Below are 16,539 nucleotides of genomic sequence, written 5' to 3'. Positions count from 1 at the left end.
CAGTGGTAAGAAGAGATGAAGTTCCGCCGCAAGGCAGAGCACTCGAAGTTGGGAACGCAAGCATCATGGATCAGCCTCCCGCAATGGCGGTAAAGAGGTGAATTTCGTCCCCGTCATTGAGACGGGTCTCGGCCCAGCGGCCACGGGGCAGCACGGCGCCGTTAAGGGCCACCGCCACTCCCTGTGGATTAACGTCTTGCGCCACCAGCAGGTCGGCCACACTCTGCCCTGCCGCCAGCGACTGGGCTTTATCGTTGAGTCGAATGGTCAAGGTCATGGGGTGATCTCCTTATCGTGTGTCGGGCATCGGCGCTGTCCGCAAACCGGGCAATCGGGATCGGGGGCCATAGTGAGGGTCTGCCACTGATGGGTCAAAGCATCGAAGCGGCGCAGTGTGCCGGCGACCGGGCTTGGCATCCCGAGCAGCAGTTTCAGTGCCTCCAGCGCCTGCAAAGAGCCCATCACCCCGACCAGCGGGCCGGTGACGCCGCTGGTCTCGCAGCTCTGACTCACCTTGGTATCCAGCGGATAGAGGCAGGCGTAGCAGGCGTGCTCACTGCTGGTGCGCACCATCAGCTGCCCCTGCCAACCCACTGCGGCGGCGGAGATCCAGGGCTTGCCCTGAGCCACGCAGGCGGCGTTGATGGCTTGCCGGGTGGCGAGGTTGTCGCAGCAGTCGATCACCAGATCTACCTCGGCCACAAACTCCGGCAGGCTGGCGGCATCGAGCCGCTGGTTGATGGCGATCAGCTCCACCAGCGGGTTGTGGGCGGCCAAGCGCTCGCGGGCCAGCTCCGCCTTGGAGTGGTTGACCGCCTCGCTATCGAACAGGATCTGGCGCGGCAAGTTGCTGGAGTCCACCGTGTCGCCATCGGCCAGCCACAAGGTGCCCACCCCGGCCCCGGCGAGATAGAGGGCGAGCGGCGAGCCGATCCCTCCCAAGCCCACGATCAGCACAGACTTATCTTTCAGCCGCGCCTGACCCGCCTCCCCCACTTCCGCCAGCATCAGCTGGCGGCCGTATCTCAGATACTCTTTGTCACTAAGAGAAGCGGCATCAGAGCGCATGTTCAGCCTCCCGTATAACAGTGGCCGAACGCGGCTCATCCCCCGCCCCCACGGCGGCAAGCAGCCGTTCGGTCACCCCCTGCCAGTCGTCGCTGGCAGTGATGGCCGAGACCAGCGCGATACTGCCGACCCCACTCTCCTTGACCGCCGCCACCCGCTCCTCGCTGATGCCGCCAATGGCCACCGTCGGCCACTCCGCCATCAGGGCGCGGTAGCGGTGCAGCCGCAGCAGCCCCTGCGGGCGCGAAGGCATCGCCTTGGTATTGGTCGGGAAGATATGACCCAGCGCCATATAGGAGGGGGCCAGCTCGCGGGCCCGCATCAGCTCGAAGTAGCCGTGGGTGGAGATGCCAAGGCGCAGCCCGGCCACCTGAATGGCGGCGAGATCGGCGGTCTCCATATCCTCCTGCCCCAGATGCACGCCCCAGGCGCCCGCCTCGATGGCCTGCTGCCAGTAGTCGTTGATAAAGAGTCGCGCCCCATGGCGGCGACCAAGCTCAACCGCATCGCGAATGGCCGGTGCTACCTGAGCGGCGGGCAGATCCTTGATCCGCAGCTGGATGGTCTTGACCCCCTGCCCCAGCAGGCGGCGCAGCCACTTGACCGAATCGACCACCGGATAGAGGCCAAGGTTGTGTTCGGTCGGCGCAAAGGGGCCATCCGGCAGGCGGGCACGGCTTGTCTCATAAAGCCCGAAACGGCGATCGAGGGTTGACCCCGCCAGCACGGCACGGGGGAAGTGGGCAAGATCGGCGGGCCAGCCGAGATGGGCGATGGGGCCGGGGCCTGCGCCCACCCCTTGCGCCGCCGCCAGCCCCTGTTGCAGGTAGGCACGAGCCAGGGTGATGGCGTCCTCTACCGGATAATCCTGCGCCACCACGGCGGCGATGGCGCTGGCGTAGCAGCAGCCGGTGCCGTGACCGTGGCGGGTATCGAGGCGCGGCGCCGCCAGCCAGAATTCGCGGGTCTCATCCTGGTAGTAGTCGAGGCAGAGATCGCCGCTCCACTCCAGATGGCCCCCCTTGACCAGCACGGCGCGGGCGCCGAGTTCGCGCAGGCGGCGGGCGGCGAGGCGCACCAGTTCGGGGCTGCTGACCGGCAGTCCGGTCAGGGCTTCCAATTCGGGGCCGTTGGGGGTGATGAGCGACAGACGTGGCAACAGCTGCTCGCGCACCGCCTCCAGCATATTGGGCTCCGCCATCGGGGTGCCGGTGCTGGCAATGGCCACCGGGTCGTAGACCACGAAGGGGGCCGGGGTAGCCGCCAGTCGGCGGGCCAGCACCTCAACGTGAAGCCGGGTCGGCAGCAGGCCGATCTTGATGGCGGCGGGCGGCAGATCGACGCTAAGGGCGTCGATCTGGGCGGTGAAGGTCTGCATCAGCACAGGGTCGACCATCTTAACCGCCACCGAGTTCTGGGCGGTAATGGCGGAGATGACCGAGCAGCCGTGCACGCCGAGGTCGTGCAATGTGTGCAAGTCGGCCTGAATGCCGGCGCCGCCGCCGGAGTCTGAACCGGCGATGGTCCAGACCACAGGTAGCGAGTCCGTCACAGGCAGTAGATCGGCGGGGCTGACAGCCCCGCTTGCACTGCTCACGCCTCCTCCCCTGCAGCCTGTTTCAGCGCCGCCGCCTGATGGTAGATCTCGCCGCCGGTCTCCTTGAAGGTTTCGGCCATGCGGGCCATGCCGCTCTCCACCTGAGCCACCACCTGCTCCTGCTGGCCATCCATACCGACCAGCTTGATCTCAACGGCCTCCAGCTTTGCTGCGTAGTCACGCACGTCCTGAGTGATCTTCATGGAGCAGAACTTGGGCCCGCACATGGAGCAGAAGTGAGCCACCTTGCCGGACTCCTGCGGCAGGGTCTCGTCGTGGTAGGCGCGAGCGGTGTCGGGGTCGAGGGCCAGATTGAACTGATCCTCCCAGCGAAACTCGAAGCGCGCCTTGGACATGGCGTTGTCGCGGATCTGGGCCCCCGGATGACCCTTGGCCAGATCGGCGGCGTGGGCGGCAATCTTGTAGGTGATCAGCCCCTGCTTCACATCCTCCTTGTTGGGCAGCCCCAGATGCTCCTTGGGGGTTACGTAGCAGAGCATGGCGCAGCCGTACCAGCCGATAAGCGCGGCGCCGATGCCGGAGGTGAAGTGATCGTAACCCGGCGCGATATCGGTGGTGAGCGGGCCCAGGGTGTAGAAAGGCGCCTCGTGGCAGTGCTCCAGCTGCTCGGTCATGTTGCGCTCGATCATGTGCATCGGCACATGACCCGGCCCCTCGATCATCACCTGTACGTCGTACTCCCACGCAATTTTGGTCAGCTCGCCCAGGGTGCGCAGCTCGGCGAACTGAGCCTCGTCGTTGGCGTCATAGACTGAGCCCGGACGCAGACCGTCGCCCAGCGACAGCGCCACGTCATAAGCGGCGCAGATCTCGCAAATTTCTCGGAAGTGCTGGTAGAGGAAGTTCTCCTTGTGGTGGGAGAGGCACCACTTGGCCATGATGCTGCCGCCGCGCGACACGATGCCGGTGAGGCGTTTGGCGGTCATCGGCACAAAGCGCAGCAGGACGCCGGCATGGATGGTGAAATAGTCCACCCCCTGCTCGGCCTGCTCCAGCAGGGTGTCGCGGAACAGCTCCCAGGTGAGGTCTTCGGCGATGCCGTTGGTTTTCTCCAGCGCCTGATAGATGGGCACAGTACCGATGGGCACCGGGCTGTTGCGCAGGATCCACTCGCGGGTCTCGTGGATATAGCGGCCGGTGGAGAGATCCATCACTGTGTCCGCGCCCCAGCGGGTCGACCAGACCAGCTTCTCCACCTCCTCTTCGATGCTGGAGGTGACCGCCGAGTTGCCGATGTTGGCGTTGATCTTCACCAGAAAATTGCGGCCGATGATCATCGGCTCCGCTTCCGGGTGGTTGATGTTGCTGGGGATAATGGCGCGACCGGCGGCCACCTCATCACGGACAAATTCGGGGGTGATATTTTCCGGCAGGCGGGCACCGAAATCGCGGCCCGGATGCTGGGTACGCAGGAGCTCTGAGCGCACCCGCTCGCGACCCATGTTCTCGCGAATGGCGATAAATTCCATCTCGGGAGTAACGATACCGGCACGGGCGTAGTGGAGCTGGGTGACCCGGCGGCCCGGCTTGGCGCGGCGCGGTTTCGGCAGATGCTCGAAGCGCAGGTGATCCAGCCCCTCATCGACCAGCCGCTCCTGAGTGAAGGTAGAGCTGAGTCCCGGCAGTTCGTCGGTATCATCGCGCTCCAGCACCCAGTTTTCCCGCAGGCGCGGCAGGCCGCGGCGCACGTCGATGGCGACCCCCTCCTCCCCGTAACGGCCCGAGGTGTCGTAGACCGGCACCGGCTCGTTGGGTTCGAACTTGGGATCGTCTTTGGTGCCGCCGACGAAGGTGTCGGCCAGCTGGATTTCACGCAGGGGCACCCGGATATCGGCGCGGGAGCCTTCGATAAAGATGCGGCGGGAGTTGGGGTGAGCCATCCCCTTGAGGCTGTCGATAAAGGCCTGAGCGCTGGAACGCTGCTCGCGGCGGCTGGATTTGGTGGTATCAGATACGGAAGTAGACATAGCAAAACTCACATTAACTGGTTGAAGTTATGGGTATTTGCTTGTCTGGAGTTCGAGGAGAAGATGAACTTGCGGCGGGGTGTTTATCTCGGGAGGGAGTGCGCGCGGGATGGATCTCCGCGCTGCTGTTCTGCCGCTTCCCGCTCTCTGCATGCTGTGGGCAAGGCGCCCCACGTGCTGGACAACCGGACGGGACAGACTCCCTCCTGTGCGCCCTGACCCATCAAGGATGATCCCTTCGATGAGCGGAAGAGGCTTGTCCCTCCTCCGGCGCGGTAACCCGCAAGTTACCCTTGTTCCCTTCGCAGGTTTTAACCTGATCAGGTTCCACGGATCCCGAATTAACGGTCTCAGCTTTGCGTCGTTCGACGGTCAGCACTCCGACAAGATGGCGCCAGTATAAGGGAGAAAATCTAAAGCACAAGCCGTTAACAATCTGGCCAACACGCCTCTTTCAACAAATGAGTGAACAATGCCTCGCTCACGGGGCCACCCCAAACAGAGGGCAAACCTGCGTTGGCATCCCCTTGGCAAGCCACAGCTTCCCGCTGTGATCATGCAGGGACAAGAGGAGAAAAAGAGGGAAAATCGAGGGCGCTGGGCAAGTGCATCGTCTTGCGCAGAACAGAAACAGGCCCCTATGAAAGGGGCCTGTGAGGGAGGTTATTGAACCGGAACTATGGTCAGGGATACGTTGCCAAACCCTTCGTTAGCAAGGGCCTCGCTGTCCAGATCCACACCGGTAAGCGCCACCTCATCGGCAGAGGCACTGCGCAGCTGGGCAGACTTCGCGGAACGGGTCTGGGGCTGACCGATTTCGATATCGCCGGCAAACTGGCTCTCGGCGTAGAAGTCACCGGTCACTGCCGAACGGATCGGGCGCAGCACACGACCCAGGTTATTCTGCATGGTCGACAAACCATACTCGCTGATGGTCCAGTTCCAGTCCCACCACTTCACTTCACCCGGGATATAACGCTTGTCCCACTGGTAGCGGATGCTGCTGGCCTTGTCGCGGAACGGGCCGACGGCAAAGGTGTGCTCCCAGGTGGGACGATTCTCAGGATGGGTATACCAGGCATTGCCGCCCCAACGCAGGAAGCCCTTCATGGTCAGGTCATAATTGACCTCGGCCTTGAACTCGTAGGGGTAGGAGATGTTGGACTTGTAGAGGGCAACCCGCACCGGCAGGCTGGAGTGAGGCGGCACCGTGGGGCGCGCTTCAACCGAGACGGTCTCGGTGGTCGAGCCCCCGTGTTGGGAAGCCCAGCTCTGGCTCGCCGCAATCTCGATGGCAAGCTCGGTCTCACCCACCAGCGGCCACTGGAACTTGTTCTTGGTGGTCACCTTCTCGCTCAGACTGTAGGTGTCGGTCTTCGACCAGTTGGTGGCCTTGTCGTACTTCAGGGTCACCACCACCTGCTGGGGCAGGTCGGTGTAGTTGGTCGCATTGGCCGTGATGGTCTTCACCAGCTGCTTGCCGCTCTCGGTGACCTGACCATGGCTGAAGGAGTCGGGTTCCAGGGTATATGAGAAGTTGCTTACCTTGATGGAGCTCTTCTCCCCGCAACGATATCCGGAGCAGCCGCCGTCATTATTTCCCTTTATCAACCAGCCATCGCCAACCCGGGTAACATCCATATCTTCCCCGACATAGGGGCTATGATTTCCACCCACCCAGGCGTATCCCAAATAATGGGCGAGATAACTGACTGGCTTGATAAAATAATCATTGTCGTGGACAAGCCGCCATTGCACATCGACCTCATCACCCGCCGGAATATTCCAGTCAGAGAGTGTTGGTATTTCTCCGGAAACTGGTGAGTTAGGATAACACCAGGTTTCTCCGGCAGTGCCCTGTTTGATTTCGCCATTATATCCCGGCCCCATAATCACCCAGCGATCAGCCAGCCCGGTGATCTGCCACTGCCCCATGCGGCTGACCAGATTACCCTTGATACTCATGGCTTCATCGCGGGTCAGAGGACGGTAACCACTGGCACAGACGCCCGTGCCAAGGCCCGCCCACTTGACCTGATCAGGGTAGACAGGTTCAGCCGCCTGCACCTGAGCGAGCATCAATGAAGACGCCAAAAACGCCAGATTGGCGGTAATTATTCTATTCATCATTTATCCCTCTTTCAGACATACGATAATTGTTATTGTGTAGAAATATCCTTTTTCATTTGACAGGTATGGACTCCGACAAAACCTGACACAAATAAAATAAACCACCAAAAAACATCCATGACAAACAAAATAATGGTGATACAGGAAAATAATTAGAGCGATGACTTTATTGAGGAATAAATCATAAATATTGTGACAGTCATTATTTAATGGCTGCCACAATATGGTGAAACCATATTAAATAAGAAGATGCTGAATTACTCTTCCGGATTGATCACTTCAATTCCCTGCAATATTCCATCCGCCGAACGGATCAATACCAGCTCGCTCCCGGCGTGCAGATCGGCGACCGAACCGTTGACCCAGCGCACCTGCGGATTGAGTGGCACAGTGCCCAGGGTTGCCAGCGTGAGCTGCCGGTCATCGAAGGATTGCAGGCGATCTTGCGCCCGCTGCCAGGGCTGATTGGCCAGCGGGGCTCTGGCGGCCAGCAGCTCAATGCGGGTGGCAACGCCATCTGCCACCAGCAGGGCGAGCTGGTCGCCGGGTTTGAGTGGCTGCGGCCAAATTTCCCCCTGCCGCCAGACGGCGGCACTGCCCTGCTCCACTTCAGCCCCCTGAAATTGCAGGCGGATGCCGTCGCTGTGCTCAAGCTCCACCAGCCACAATTCGTCGGCTCCCGCCTGCGCCGCCCAGAGCGGCAGACCCAGCATCCATGCACACCACTTCCTCGATTGTTCCATCTTCGTTCGTCCCTGAACAAAAAGCCCATGCTGGACAAGCATGGGCTTCATTCGGGAGCATTTCTAATCGGGACGCAGAGATCGGATCAGTCATCCTCGCGGCAGCGGCTCAGACGCATGCCGTCAAACTTGCACTCCAGCTCAAGCCAGCGCCCTTCAAACGGCGCCAGACTGTTATCCGAAGTGGTGTAGCCCCAGATCCGCCCCCCTTCCACCGGCCCCTCCAGATCCATCTCGTCCTTGTCATCTTCGTCGAGGGCTTCGACCTTGCGCACATAGCGCACGCCGTTCTCCACCACCCCCTTCATCTCGACCCAGGTACCGCCGAGATCATCCTCGTTGAGCCAATCCTTGAAGCGGGTCTGGTCGTCGATCACGAACGGCATGCCGTTGACCATCAACTGGCCAAGCTGCCAGGTGGTGCGGCCGGTCAGTTTGAATTCGGTCGCCTGTGCGGTGCCAAGTGGCAACAAGATCAGCAACAGGAGGGCGCAGAGAGACTTCTTCATCAGGGATCCTCGGGGTTACACTGGCAAACAGGATGCCGAATCCGGTGTGAAAAGAGCGTGAAACGCTCGCCAACCAGGAGAGCAAAGCATGAAGATTTTGGTAGTGGAAGACAATCCTCAGGTGGCGGAAACCATCATGGATTATCTGGAGCTGGCCGGTCACCGCCTCGATTGTGCCTATCACGGTCAGGCGGCGCTGCAACTGCTGGAGGAGCAGCGTTTCGACGTCATCATCATGGACGTGATGATGCCGCGCCTCGATGGCCTCAGCACAGTGGCGCGCCTGCGCGAGCAGGGGATTGCCACTCCCGTGCTGTTTCTCACCGCCCGCGACAGCCTGGAGGACAAGCTGGCGGGCTTCAAGGCGGGAGGGGATGACTATCTGGTCAAGCCGTTCGCCATGGAGGAGCTGGAGGTGCGACTGCAAGCCCTCAGCCTGCGCGGCCCGCGCGGCGATGTGGGGGCCATCAGCTTTGGCGATCTGACGGTCGACGTCGCCAGCGGCCGCGCCACCCGTGCCGGTGAGCCCCTCAAGCTCGGCAAGATCCCGTTCCGGATCCTCGCCCTGCTGGCCCGCCGCGCCCCCGCCATCGTCAGCCGTCAGGAGGTACTCGACACCGTCTGGGGGGATGAGGAGCCCGACTCCGATGCCCTGCGCAGCCACATCTACGCCCTGCGCAACGCGCTCGACAAGCCCTTCCCCACTCCCATGCTGGAGACCCTGCACGGCCAGGGCTACCGACTGGTGAGCGCATGAGTCTGCCGAGCCTGCGCCGCCGCCTGATCATGGCGCTCGGCGGCGCCGGGGTGGTGCTGCTGATCCTGCTCTCCGGCCTGATGCTGGTGGCCGAGGACAAGATGGAAGAGCTGAGCCTGCGCCACTGGCTGGAAGCCGAAGTGACCCGCTACAGCGATGACTGGCTGCGACTCGGCCCGGCGGCCGCCGCCCCGAGCCCCAGACAGTTCTCCAGCTACTGGACCGAGGCGGGCCGCTTGCCGAAATGGCTGAAGCCCTACCAGACCCCCGGCTTTTTCGAGCATCAGCTGGGCAAGGAGGACAAACACTTTCTGGTGGCCCGTCACCCCTCCGGCGAGGGACTGCTCTATCTGGTGTTCAACGACGACGCCGACGACTACCTCGACCCCTACGAGGACAAGCTGCATCTGGCGACCCGGCTGATCGGGGTGACCCTGCTGCTGGGCTGCCTCGGCTTCGGCATCTGGCTGGTGCGCCATATCACAGGGCCGCTGCAACGGCTGCAACAGAGGGTCGCCCACCTCACCCCGGATCAGGCGGATTTCGAGCCCGACGCCCCCTGGCAGGAGCTGCGGGATATCGAGCTGGCGCTGCTGGCCGGCAAGCAGGAGGTGAGCGCAGTGTTCGCCCGCGAGCAGGAGTTCAGTCGCTTCGCCAGCCACGAGCTGCGCACCCCCAACATGGTGATCCAGGGCTCGGCCGCCCTGCTCGGCAAGGTGACGGATCTGCCCGCGCCAGCTGCCCGCGCCACCACCCGCATCCGCGCCGCCGCCGACGAGATGGCGCTGCTCACCGAGACCTTCCTGCTGCTGGGCCGCAAGGAGGCGGTGGAGCGGCCACTGCAACAGGTGACCCCGCTGATCCGTCAGGAGCTGGCCCGCCTCGCTCCGCTGTTGCAGCGGGAGGCCCTCGATATCCGGCTTAATCTGGACGAGAGCAGCGAAGTAAACGCCCCCCTCTCCCTGCTCGCCATCGCCCTCGGCAACCTGCTGAAAAATGCCCTGAGCTATGCCGAGGGACATATCGACATCGAGCTGTGTGGCCCGGTGCTCACCATCAGCAACCCGACGGCGGCGGCGCCGGATCAGATCCTCGGCTACGGCTGTGGCCTCACCATCATCCAGCGCATCTGCGAGAAGCTGGGCTGGCAGATCGATACCCGGCTGGAGGATGGCGTATTTAGCGCCCGATTGGCGATGATCACTGCCGAACAGTTCCCTCTCCCTTTGGGAGAGGGTTAGGGTGAGGGCGCAGTGGCACCGCCAACCCACCAGCCAGATAGCAACAAGGCGCCCGAGGGCGCCCTGTTTCTATCTGACGGATGCAAGCCTGAGGCTCACTCCGCGGGTTTGTTCTTGCGGCTCGCCTTGAGTTCGAGGAACTCGATGATCTTGCCGGCCACATCCTTGCCGGAGGCGGCTTCCACCCCTTGCAATCCGGGGGAGGAGTTAACCTCCAGCACCAGCGGGCCACGTGCGCTGCGCAGGATATCGACCCCCGCCACATCCAGCCCCATGATCTTGGCGGCCTGCACCGCGGTGGCGCGCTCTTCCGGGGTGATCTTGATCGCTTCGGCAGTACCGCCACGGTGCAGGTTGGAGCGAAACTCCCCCGGCTGGGCCTGACGGCGCATGGCGGCAACCACCTTGCCATTGACCACCAGACAGCGGATATCGGCACCATTGGCCTCGCGGATATACTCCTGTACCAGAATGTTGTTGTTGGTCTGGATAAAGGCTTCGATCACGCTCTCGGCGGCCTTCTGGGTCTCGCAGAGCACCACGCCAATCCCCTGGGTTCCCTCCAGCAGTTTCACCACCAGCGGCGCCCCGCCCACCATGGTGATGAGGTCGGGCACGTCGTGGGTGCTGTGGGCATAGCCGGTGATGGGCAGGCCGATGCCGTGGCGGGAGAGCAGCTGCATCGCCCGCAGCTTGTCGCGGGAACGGCTGATGGCCACCGAGCTGTTGAGGGCCATGGTGTTCATCATCTCGAACTGGCGCAGCACGGCGGTGCCGTAGGCGGTAATGCTGGCCCCGATCCGCGGGATCACGGCGTCATAGCTTCCCAGCTCCCCACCCTCGTAGTGAATGGAGGGGTTGTGGGAAGCGATGTTCATATAGCAGCGCAGGGTGTCGAGCACCTCTACCTGATGACCGCGCGCCTGCGCCACCTCGACCAGACGGCGGGTGGAGTAGTTTTTCGGCTCACGGGATAAAATGGCGATCTTCATGACAATTCCGCTAGAAGGCTGTGCCTGGGCAGGATGGGGCGGGAGAGTATAAGGTGCCACAGCGCCAAGACAACGCCAATTGTTTATCCTGACAACAAGACAAACCACACCAAACCGCACGCTACCACATCACTGTGACCAACAGGTTAAACGGCGGCTCTGCGCAGATTGTTCCACCCGAGCAAGGATGCCGCCGTTTCTCGTTAAAGATCAACCGATGTCACGCGGGAGTCAGTTCAGGTTGGGCCCCAGCCAGCGCTCGGCCTCGGCCAGCGTCATCCCCTTGCGGGCGGCGTAATCTTCCACCTGATCTTGCTGGATCTGCGCCACCGCGAAGTATTTGCTCTCGGGGTGGGAGAAGTACCAGCCCGACACCGCCGCCCCCGGCCACATGGCGTAGGATTCGGTCAGCTGCATGCCGATAGCCTGCTCCACCTCCAGCAGTTCCCAGATGCTCCCCTTCTCGGTGTGCTCCGGGCAGGCCGGATAACCGGGGGCCGGGCGGATGCCCTGATAGTTTTCGCGGATCAGCTCCTCGTTGCTGAGGGCCTCGTCGGGAGCATAACCCCAATGAACCTTGCGCACCTGCTCGTGCAGATACTCGGCAAAGGCTTCGGCGAGACGGTCGCACACCGCCTGAATGAGGATGGCATTGTAGTCGTCATGCTGCACCTTGTAGGCCTTGGCGATGGCCTCCTCACCGATGCCGCCGGTCACCGCGAAGGCGCCGATCCAGTCGGGCTTGCCACTCTCTTTCGGCGCCACATAGTCCGCCAGACAGTAGTTGGGGAAGCCCTGCTTCTCGCTCTGCTGGCGCAGGTGGTGCAGCACCTTGATGACCTCGGTGCGGGACTCGTCGCTGTAAACCTCGATGCTATCCCCTACCGCGTTGGCCGGGAACAGGCCGATCACCCCGGCGCAGCGCACGCTCTGATCCTTTTCCAGCTGATCCAGCATGGCGTTGGCGTCGGCAAACAGCTTGGTCGCTTCCTCGCCGATGATCTCGTCCTCAAGGATGCGCGGATACTTGCCCGCCAGCTCCCAGCTGAGGAAGAACGGCGTCCAGTCGATGTAGGGGCGCAGCACCGAAATGGACACATCTTCGAACTTCTGCACCCCGAGCTCGCGGGGCTTGGGTGGCTGGTAGCCAACCCAATCCAGCTGATGCCGGTTGGCGCGGGCATGGGCCAGACTGACCGGGCGGGAGCGCGGCTGCTTGCGGGCATGCTGATCCCGGGCGATCTCGTACTCCTTGTTAATGCGGGCGACAAACGCCTCCTTCAGATCCGGGCTGAGCAGGCTCTGGGCCACCCCCACCGCGCGGGAGGCGTTGGAGACATAGACCACAGGCTCCGAGTAGTTCTGCTCGATCTTCACCGCAGTGTGGGCCTTGGAGGTGGTGGCACCGCCGATCAGCAGCGGCAGCTTGAAGCCCTGACGCTCCATCTCTTTGGCCACGTGCACCATCTCGTCCAGGGACGGGGTGATGAGACCCGACAACCCGATGATATCGGCGCCGACCTCACGCGCAGTCTTGAGAATGGTCTCGCAGGAGACCATTACCCCGAGGTCGACAATCTCGAAGTTGTTGCACTGCAGCACCACCCCGACGATGTTCTTGCCGATGTCGTGCACATCACCCTTGACGGTGGCCAGCACGATTTTGCCATTGCTGGAGCCGCCCGATTTTTCCGCCTCGATATAGGGCTGCAGATAGGCCACCGCCCGCTTCATCACCCGGGCCGATTTCACCACCTGCGGCAGAAACATCTTGCCCGCGCCGAACAGGTCGCCGACCACGTTCATACCATCCATCAGCGGCCCTTCGATGACGTGCAGCGGCTTCTCCGCGCCAGCGCGCGCCTCTTCGGTATCCTCTTCGATAAAGTCGGTGATCCCCTTGACCAGTGCGTGCTCCAGCCGTTTGCCCACCGGCCAGCTGCGCCACTCCTGATCCCGCGGATCCTCCGCCTGGGCACCGGCACCGCGATACTTCTCGGCGATGGCCAGCAGCTCTTCGGTGGCGTTGTCATTGAGGTTGAGCACCACCGCCTCGACCTTCTCTTTCAGCTCCGCCGGAATGTCTTCATAGATGGCGAGCTGGCCGGCGTTGACGATCCCCATGTCCATACCGTTCCTGATGGCGTGGTAGAGGAAGACGGCGTGAATGGCTTCGCGCACCGGCTCGTTGCCGCGAAACGAAAACGAGACGTTGGAGACGCCGCCGGAGATCATGGCGTGGGGCAGGTGTGTCTTGATGTCCTTCACCGCCTCGATGAAGTCCACCGCGTAGTTGTTGTGCTCATCGATGCCGGTCGCCACCGCGAAGATATTGGGGTCGAAGATGATGTCTTCCGGCGGGAAACCGACCTGATCCACCAGGATCCGGTAGGCGCGCTGGCAGATCTCGAACTTGCGGGCGCGGGTGTCGGCCTGACCCACCTCATCGAACGCCATCACGATGACGGCGGCGCCGTAGCGACGCAGCAATCTGGCCTGCTGGATAAACTTCTCCTCCCCCTCTTTCATGGAGATGGAGTTGACCACCGGCTTGCCCTGCACGCACTTGAGGCCCGCTTCCAGCACCTCCCACTTGGAGGAGTCGATCATCACAGGCACCCTGGCGATATCCGGCTCACCGGCGATGAGGTTCAGGAAGCGCACCATGGCCGCTTCGGCGTCCAGCATCCCCTCGTCCATGTTGATATCGATGATCTGGGCGCCGTTCTCCACCTGCTGCTTGGCAACGTCGAGCGCCTCGTCGTAGAGCCCCTCCTTGATCAGCCGCTTGAACTTGGCCGAACCGGTGACGTTGGTGCGCTCCCCTACGTTCACGAACATGGATTCAGGGGTAATGATCAGCGGCTCGAGGCCCGACAGGCGGCAGGCTACCGGCAGCTCGGGCAGCACGCGCGGCTTGATGCCCGCCACGGCGTCGGCCATGGCACGAATATGGGTCGGGGTGGTGCCGCAGCAACCGCCGACCATGTTGAGGAAGCCGCTTTGGGCCCACTCGCGGATATGCTCCGCCATCTCGACGGCATCGAGGTCGTACTCGCCGAACGCATTGGGCAGACCGGCGTTGGGGTGGGCGCTGACGCAGGATTCGCTGATGCGCGACAGCTCCTCCACATACTGGCGAAGCTCATCGGGCCCAAGCGCACAGTTGAGGCCGAACGAGACCGGTTTGACGTGGCGCAACGAGTGATAGAAGGCTTCGGTGGTCTGGCCGGAGAGGGTACGACCGGAGGCGTCAGTAATGGTGCCGGAGATCATCACCGGCAGGCTGAAGCCCAGCGCCTCGAACACCCCTTCCACCGCGAAGGCGGCGGCCTTGGCGTTGAGGGTATCGAAGATGGTCTCGATCAGAATGATGTCGGCGCCGCCCTCGATCAGGGCATGGGTCGATTCGGTGTAGGCGGCCACCAGCTGGTCATAGGTGACGTTGCGCTTGCCGGGATCGTTCACATCCGGCGAGATGGAGGCGGTGCGGTTGGTGGGGCCCAACACCCCTGCTACGAAGCGCGGCTTGGCGGGATCTTTTGCCGTCCACTCGTCGGCCACGGCGCGGGCCAGACGGGCGGCTTCACGGTTGATCTCGGCGGAAAACTCTTCCATCTCGTAATCGGCCATGGCGATGCGAGTGGCGTTGAAGGTGTTGGTCTCGAGAATGTCGGCCCCGGCAGCGCAATACTGCTCGTGGATCTCGCGGATCACCGCCGGACGGGTCAGCACCAGCAGATCGTTGTTGCCCTTGATGTCGGTATGCCAGTCGGCAAACCGCTCACCCCGATAATCCGCCTCCCCCAGCTTGTAGCCCTGGATCATGGTGCCCATGGCCCCGTCGATGATCAGGATCCGCTCCCTGAGGCAGGCTTCCAGCTTCTTTGTTACGTCCGACTGCTTGCTCGGCTCTCTGCTCGACATTACGTTCGACACCGCGTGTTCCTCTTACATCCATGCAACTGCGTAAACAGCATCCTAACAGCAAACAAATAAAATGGAAATCTAGCCGTCTATCAGTCCAAATGCGCCACCATATACTCATTTATGGGTAATGAGTAACATAGGGCCCGAGAGTAACCTATGCCCGTCCTGCATAGGGATACGTGCTTGCTGTCTACCAACGAGAAAAAAATAACTATGAGCGTCTACTACACACTCTGTTTTCTGGCAGCGTTGGCGATTTTTATCGCCTTTGCCAACCAGTATGTTGTGAAGATCCAGACCACCATCGCCATTACTGCGGGCTCCATGCTGATCTCCGCACTGCTGGTGCTGTTTGGCAAACTGGGCTGGTTCAACCTGGAACCTCTTGCCGTCAAGACCATGGAGAGCATCGACTTCCAGAACTTCCTGCTGAAGGGGATTCTGGGCTTCCTGCTGTTCGCCGGGGGCCTTGGCATCAACCTCAAGGCGCTGCGTAGCCAGAAGTGGGAGATCACCATTCTGGCCATCATTGCCACCCTGCTCTCCACCTTCCTCATCGGCTACGGCTTCTGGTTTATCGCCAAGCTGCTGGGCTGGGAGTTGCCGCTGGTCTACTGCATGCTGTTCGGCGCGCTGATCTCCCCCACTGACCCGATTGCCGTACTGGCCATCGTCAAGAAGATGAAGGCGCCACCCCAGATCGCCATCCAGATCGAAGGGGAATCCCTGTTCAACGATGGTGTTGGCCTCGTCATCTTCGCTACCGTGTTTGCCGTCGCCTTTGGTGGTGTCGAGCCCACCTTCGGTAGCGTGGCCGGTCTGTTCCTGCACGAGGCCCTAGGCGGCATTCTGTTCGGCGCCGTGCTGGGCCTTATCGCCCACGTGATGATCAGCGCCACCGATGACGGTTCATTGGAGCTGCTGCTGACCCTCTGCATCCCGACCGCCGGTTTTGCCTTTGCCAACATGATCGGCGTCTCCGGCGCACTGGCCATGGTGGTCACCGGCATCATGATCGGCAACTGGACCCGTCACTCCGGCTTCTCCGAGCAGAGCAGCCATCACTTGGATCACTTCTGGGAGTTGATGGACCAGTTCCTCAACGCCCTGCTGTTCCTGCTGATCGGTCTGGCGCTGGTACTGCTGGATCTCGCCTGGCGTGACTGGATCCTGCTGGTCATTGCGGTGCCGCTCTGCCTGGGTGCCCGCTTTATCAGCGTGTCGCTGCCCTATGTGGCTTTCCGCCGATTCCGCAATTACAACACCTTCTCGGTGCGGATCCTCACCTGGGGTGGCCTGCGCGGTGGTCTGGCCATGGCGATGGCACTGGCACTCCCCTCCGGCGTCATGATGATCCCGGAACATGGCGTCGACCTGCGGGAGGTCATCCTTGTGATGACCTACTCGGTGGTGATGTTCTCCATCGTGGTGCAAGGCATGACCATCACCCCGATGATCACGGCTGCCAAAAAGGCCTGTGGCGACTACTGAGTCGGCCCACTGTGCTGATTGCAGAATGAGAGAGGGCTCCCGTCGGGAGCCCTCTTTTTATGGCGGATAGTTGCGAATATTTGCTGCTGATAG

General features: G+C 62.0%; 12 protein-coding genes and 1 riboswitch. Of the genes, 3 read left to right on the top strand and 9 right to left on the bottom strand.

Going from position 1 to position 16,539, the window contains the following annotated elements; all coding sequences use genetic code 11:
• Window positions 1-70 precede the first annotated feature (70 nt).
• From thiS to G5287_RS12225, 7 genes are all read right to left on the bottom strand, one after another.
• A complete protein-coding gene (thiS, locus tag G5287_RS12255; RefSeq protein WP_421231359.1) occupies window positions 71-277 on the bottom strand; it encodes a sulfur carrier protein ThiS in 207 nt (68 codons plus the stop codon).
• Window positions 274-1,068, bottom strand: a complete 795-nt coding sequence (locus tag G5287_RS12250) for a HesA/MoeB/ThiF family protein (RefSeq protein WP_421231358.1) — start codon at window positions 1,066-1,068, stop codon at window positions 274-276. Before G5287_RS12250 ends, thiS begins: the two co-directional genes overlap by 4 nt.
• Window positions 1,058-2,665, bottom strand: a complete 1,608-nt coding sequence (gene thiE, locus G5287_RS12245; protein ID WP_421231357.1) for a thiamine phosphate synthase — start codon at window positions 2,663-2,665, stop codon at window positions 1,058-1,060. Before thiE ends, G5287_RS12250 begins: the two co-directional genes overlap by 11 nt.
• Window positions 2,662-4,653, bottom strand: coding sequence for a phosphomethylpyrimidine synthase ThiC (gene thiC, locus G5287_RS12240; protein WP_421231356.1), 1,992 nt, complete (start codon window positions 4,651-4,653; stop codon window positions 2,662-2,664). Before thiC ends, thiE begins: the two co-directional genes overlap by 4 nt.
• 280 nt (window positions 4,654-4,933) lie before the next feature.
• A riboswitch (TPP riboswitch) is annotated at window positions 4,934-5,046 on the bottom strand.
• Between the two features lie 270 nt (window positions 5,047-5,316).
• A complete protein-coding gene (aerA, locus tag G5287_RS12235) occupies window positions 5,317-6,780 on the bottom strand; it encodes an aerolysin AerA (protein ID WP_319920168.1) in 1,464 nt (487 codons plus the stop codon).
• Between the two features lie 260 nt (window positions 6,781-7,040).
• Window positions 7,041-7,526 carry a hypothetical protein gene (locus G5287_RS12230; RefSeq protein ID WP_042052581.1) on the bottom strand — a complete coding sequence of 162 codons (486 nt, stop codon included), beginning with the start codon at window positions 7,524-7,526 and terminating at the stop codon, window positions 7,041-7,043.
• An 86-nt stretch (window positions 7,527-7,612) separates the two neighbouring features.
• Window positions 7,613-8,035 (bottom strand): hypothetical protein, encoded by a 423-nt coding sequence (locus tag G5287_RS12225; protein WP_005340092.1) that lies wholly within the window; start codon window positions 8,033-8,035, stop codon window positions 7,613-7,615.
• Window positions 8,036-8,123: 88 nt separating this feature from the next.
• Between G5287_RS12225 and G5287_RS12220 the strand changes: the two genes are divergently transcribed.
• Both G5287_RS12220 and G5287_RS12215 read left to right on the top strand, forming a co-directional pair.
• On the top strand, window positions 8,124-8,792 hold the full coding sequence (locus G5287_RS12220) for a response regulator transcription factor (RefSeq protein ID WP_005340090.1): 669 nt from the start codon (window positions 8,124-8,126) through the stop codon (window positions 8,790-8,792).
• Window positions 8,789-10,033, top strand: a complete 1,245-nt coding sequence (locus tag G5287_RS12215; RefSeq protein WP_043822633.1) for a sensor histidine kinase — start codon at window positions 8,789-8,791, stop codon at window positions 10,031-10,033. Before G5287_RS12220 ends, G5287_RS12215 begins: the two co-directional genes overlap by 4 nt.
• 95 nt (window positions 10,034-10,128) lie before the next feature.
• Here G5287_RS12215 and rimK read toward each other — a convergent pair whose 3' ends face one another.
• Together rimK and metH are read right to left on the bottom strand one after the other, a co-directional pair.
• Window positions 10,129-11,025, bottom strand: a complete 897-nt coding sequence (gene rimK, locus G5287_RS12210) for a 30S ribosomal protein S6--L-glutamate ligase (RefSeq protein WP_005340088.1) — start codon at window positions 11,023-11,025, stop codon at window positions 10,129-10,131.
• Window positions 11,026-11,256: 231 nt separating this feature from the next.
• Window positions 11,257-14,952: a methionine synthase gene (gene metH / locus G5287_RS12205; protein WP_421231372.1), complete on the bottom strand. Its 3,696-nt coding sequence runs from the start codon at window positions 14,950-14,952 to the stop codon at window positions 11,257-11,259.
• Between the two features lie 216 nt (window positions 14,953-15,168).
• Here metH and G5287_RS12200 point away from each other — a divergent pair, with 216 nt between their 5' ends.
• Window positions 15,169-16,446, top strand: coding sequence for a cation:proton antiporter (locus tag G5287_RS12200; protein WP_019446508.1), 1,278 nt, complete (start codon window positions 15,169-15,171; stop codon window positions 16,444-16,446).
• Window positions 16,447-16,539 lie beyond the last annotated feature (93 nt).

It is taken from the genome of Aeromonas sp. 603079 (assembly GCF_049172135.1).
GTDB lineage: Bacteria > Pseudomonadota > Gammaproteobacteria > Enterobacterales > Aeromonadaceae > Aeromonas > Aeromonas veronii.
The sequence above is the reverse complement of the archived record's forward strand: the minus strand, read 5'-3'. Positions and strand labels throughout refer to the sequence as shown.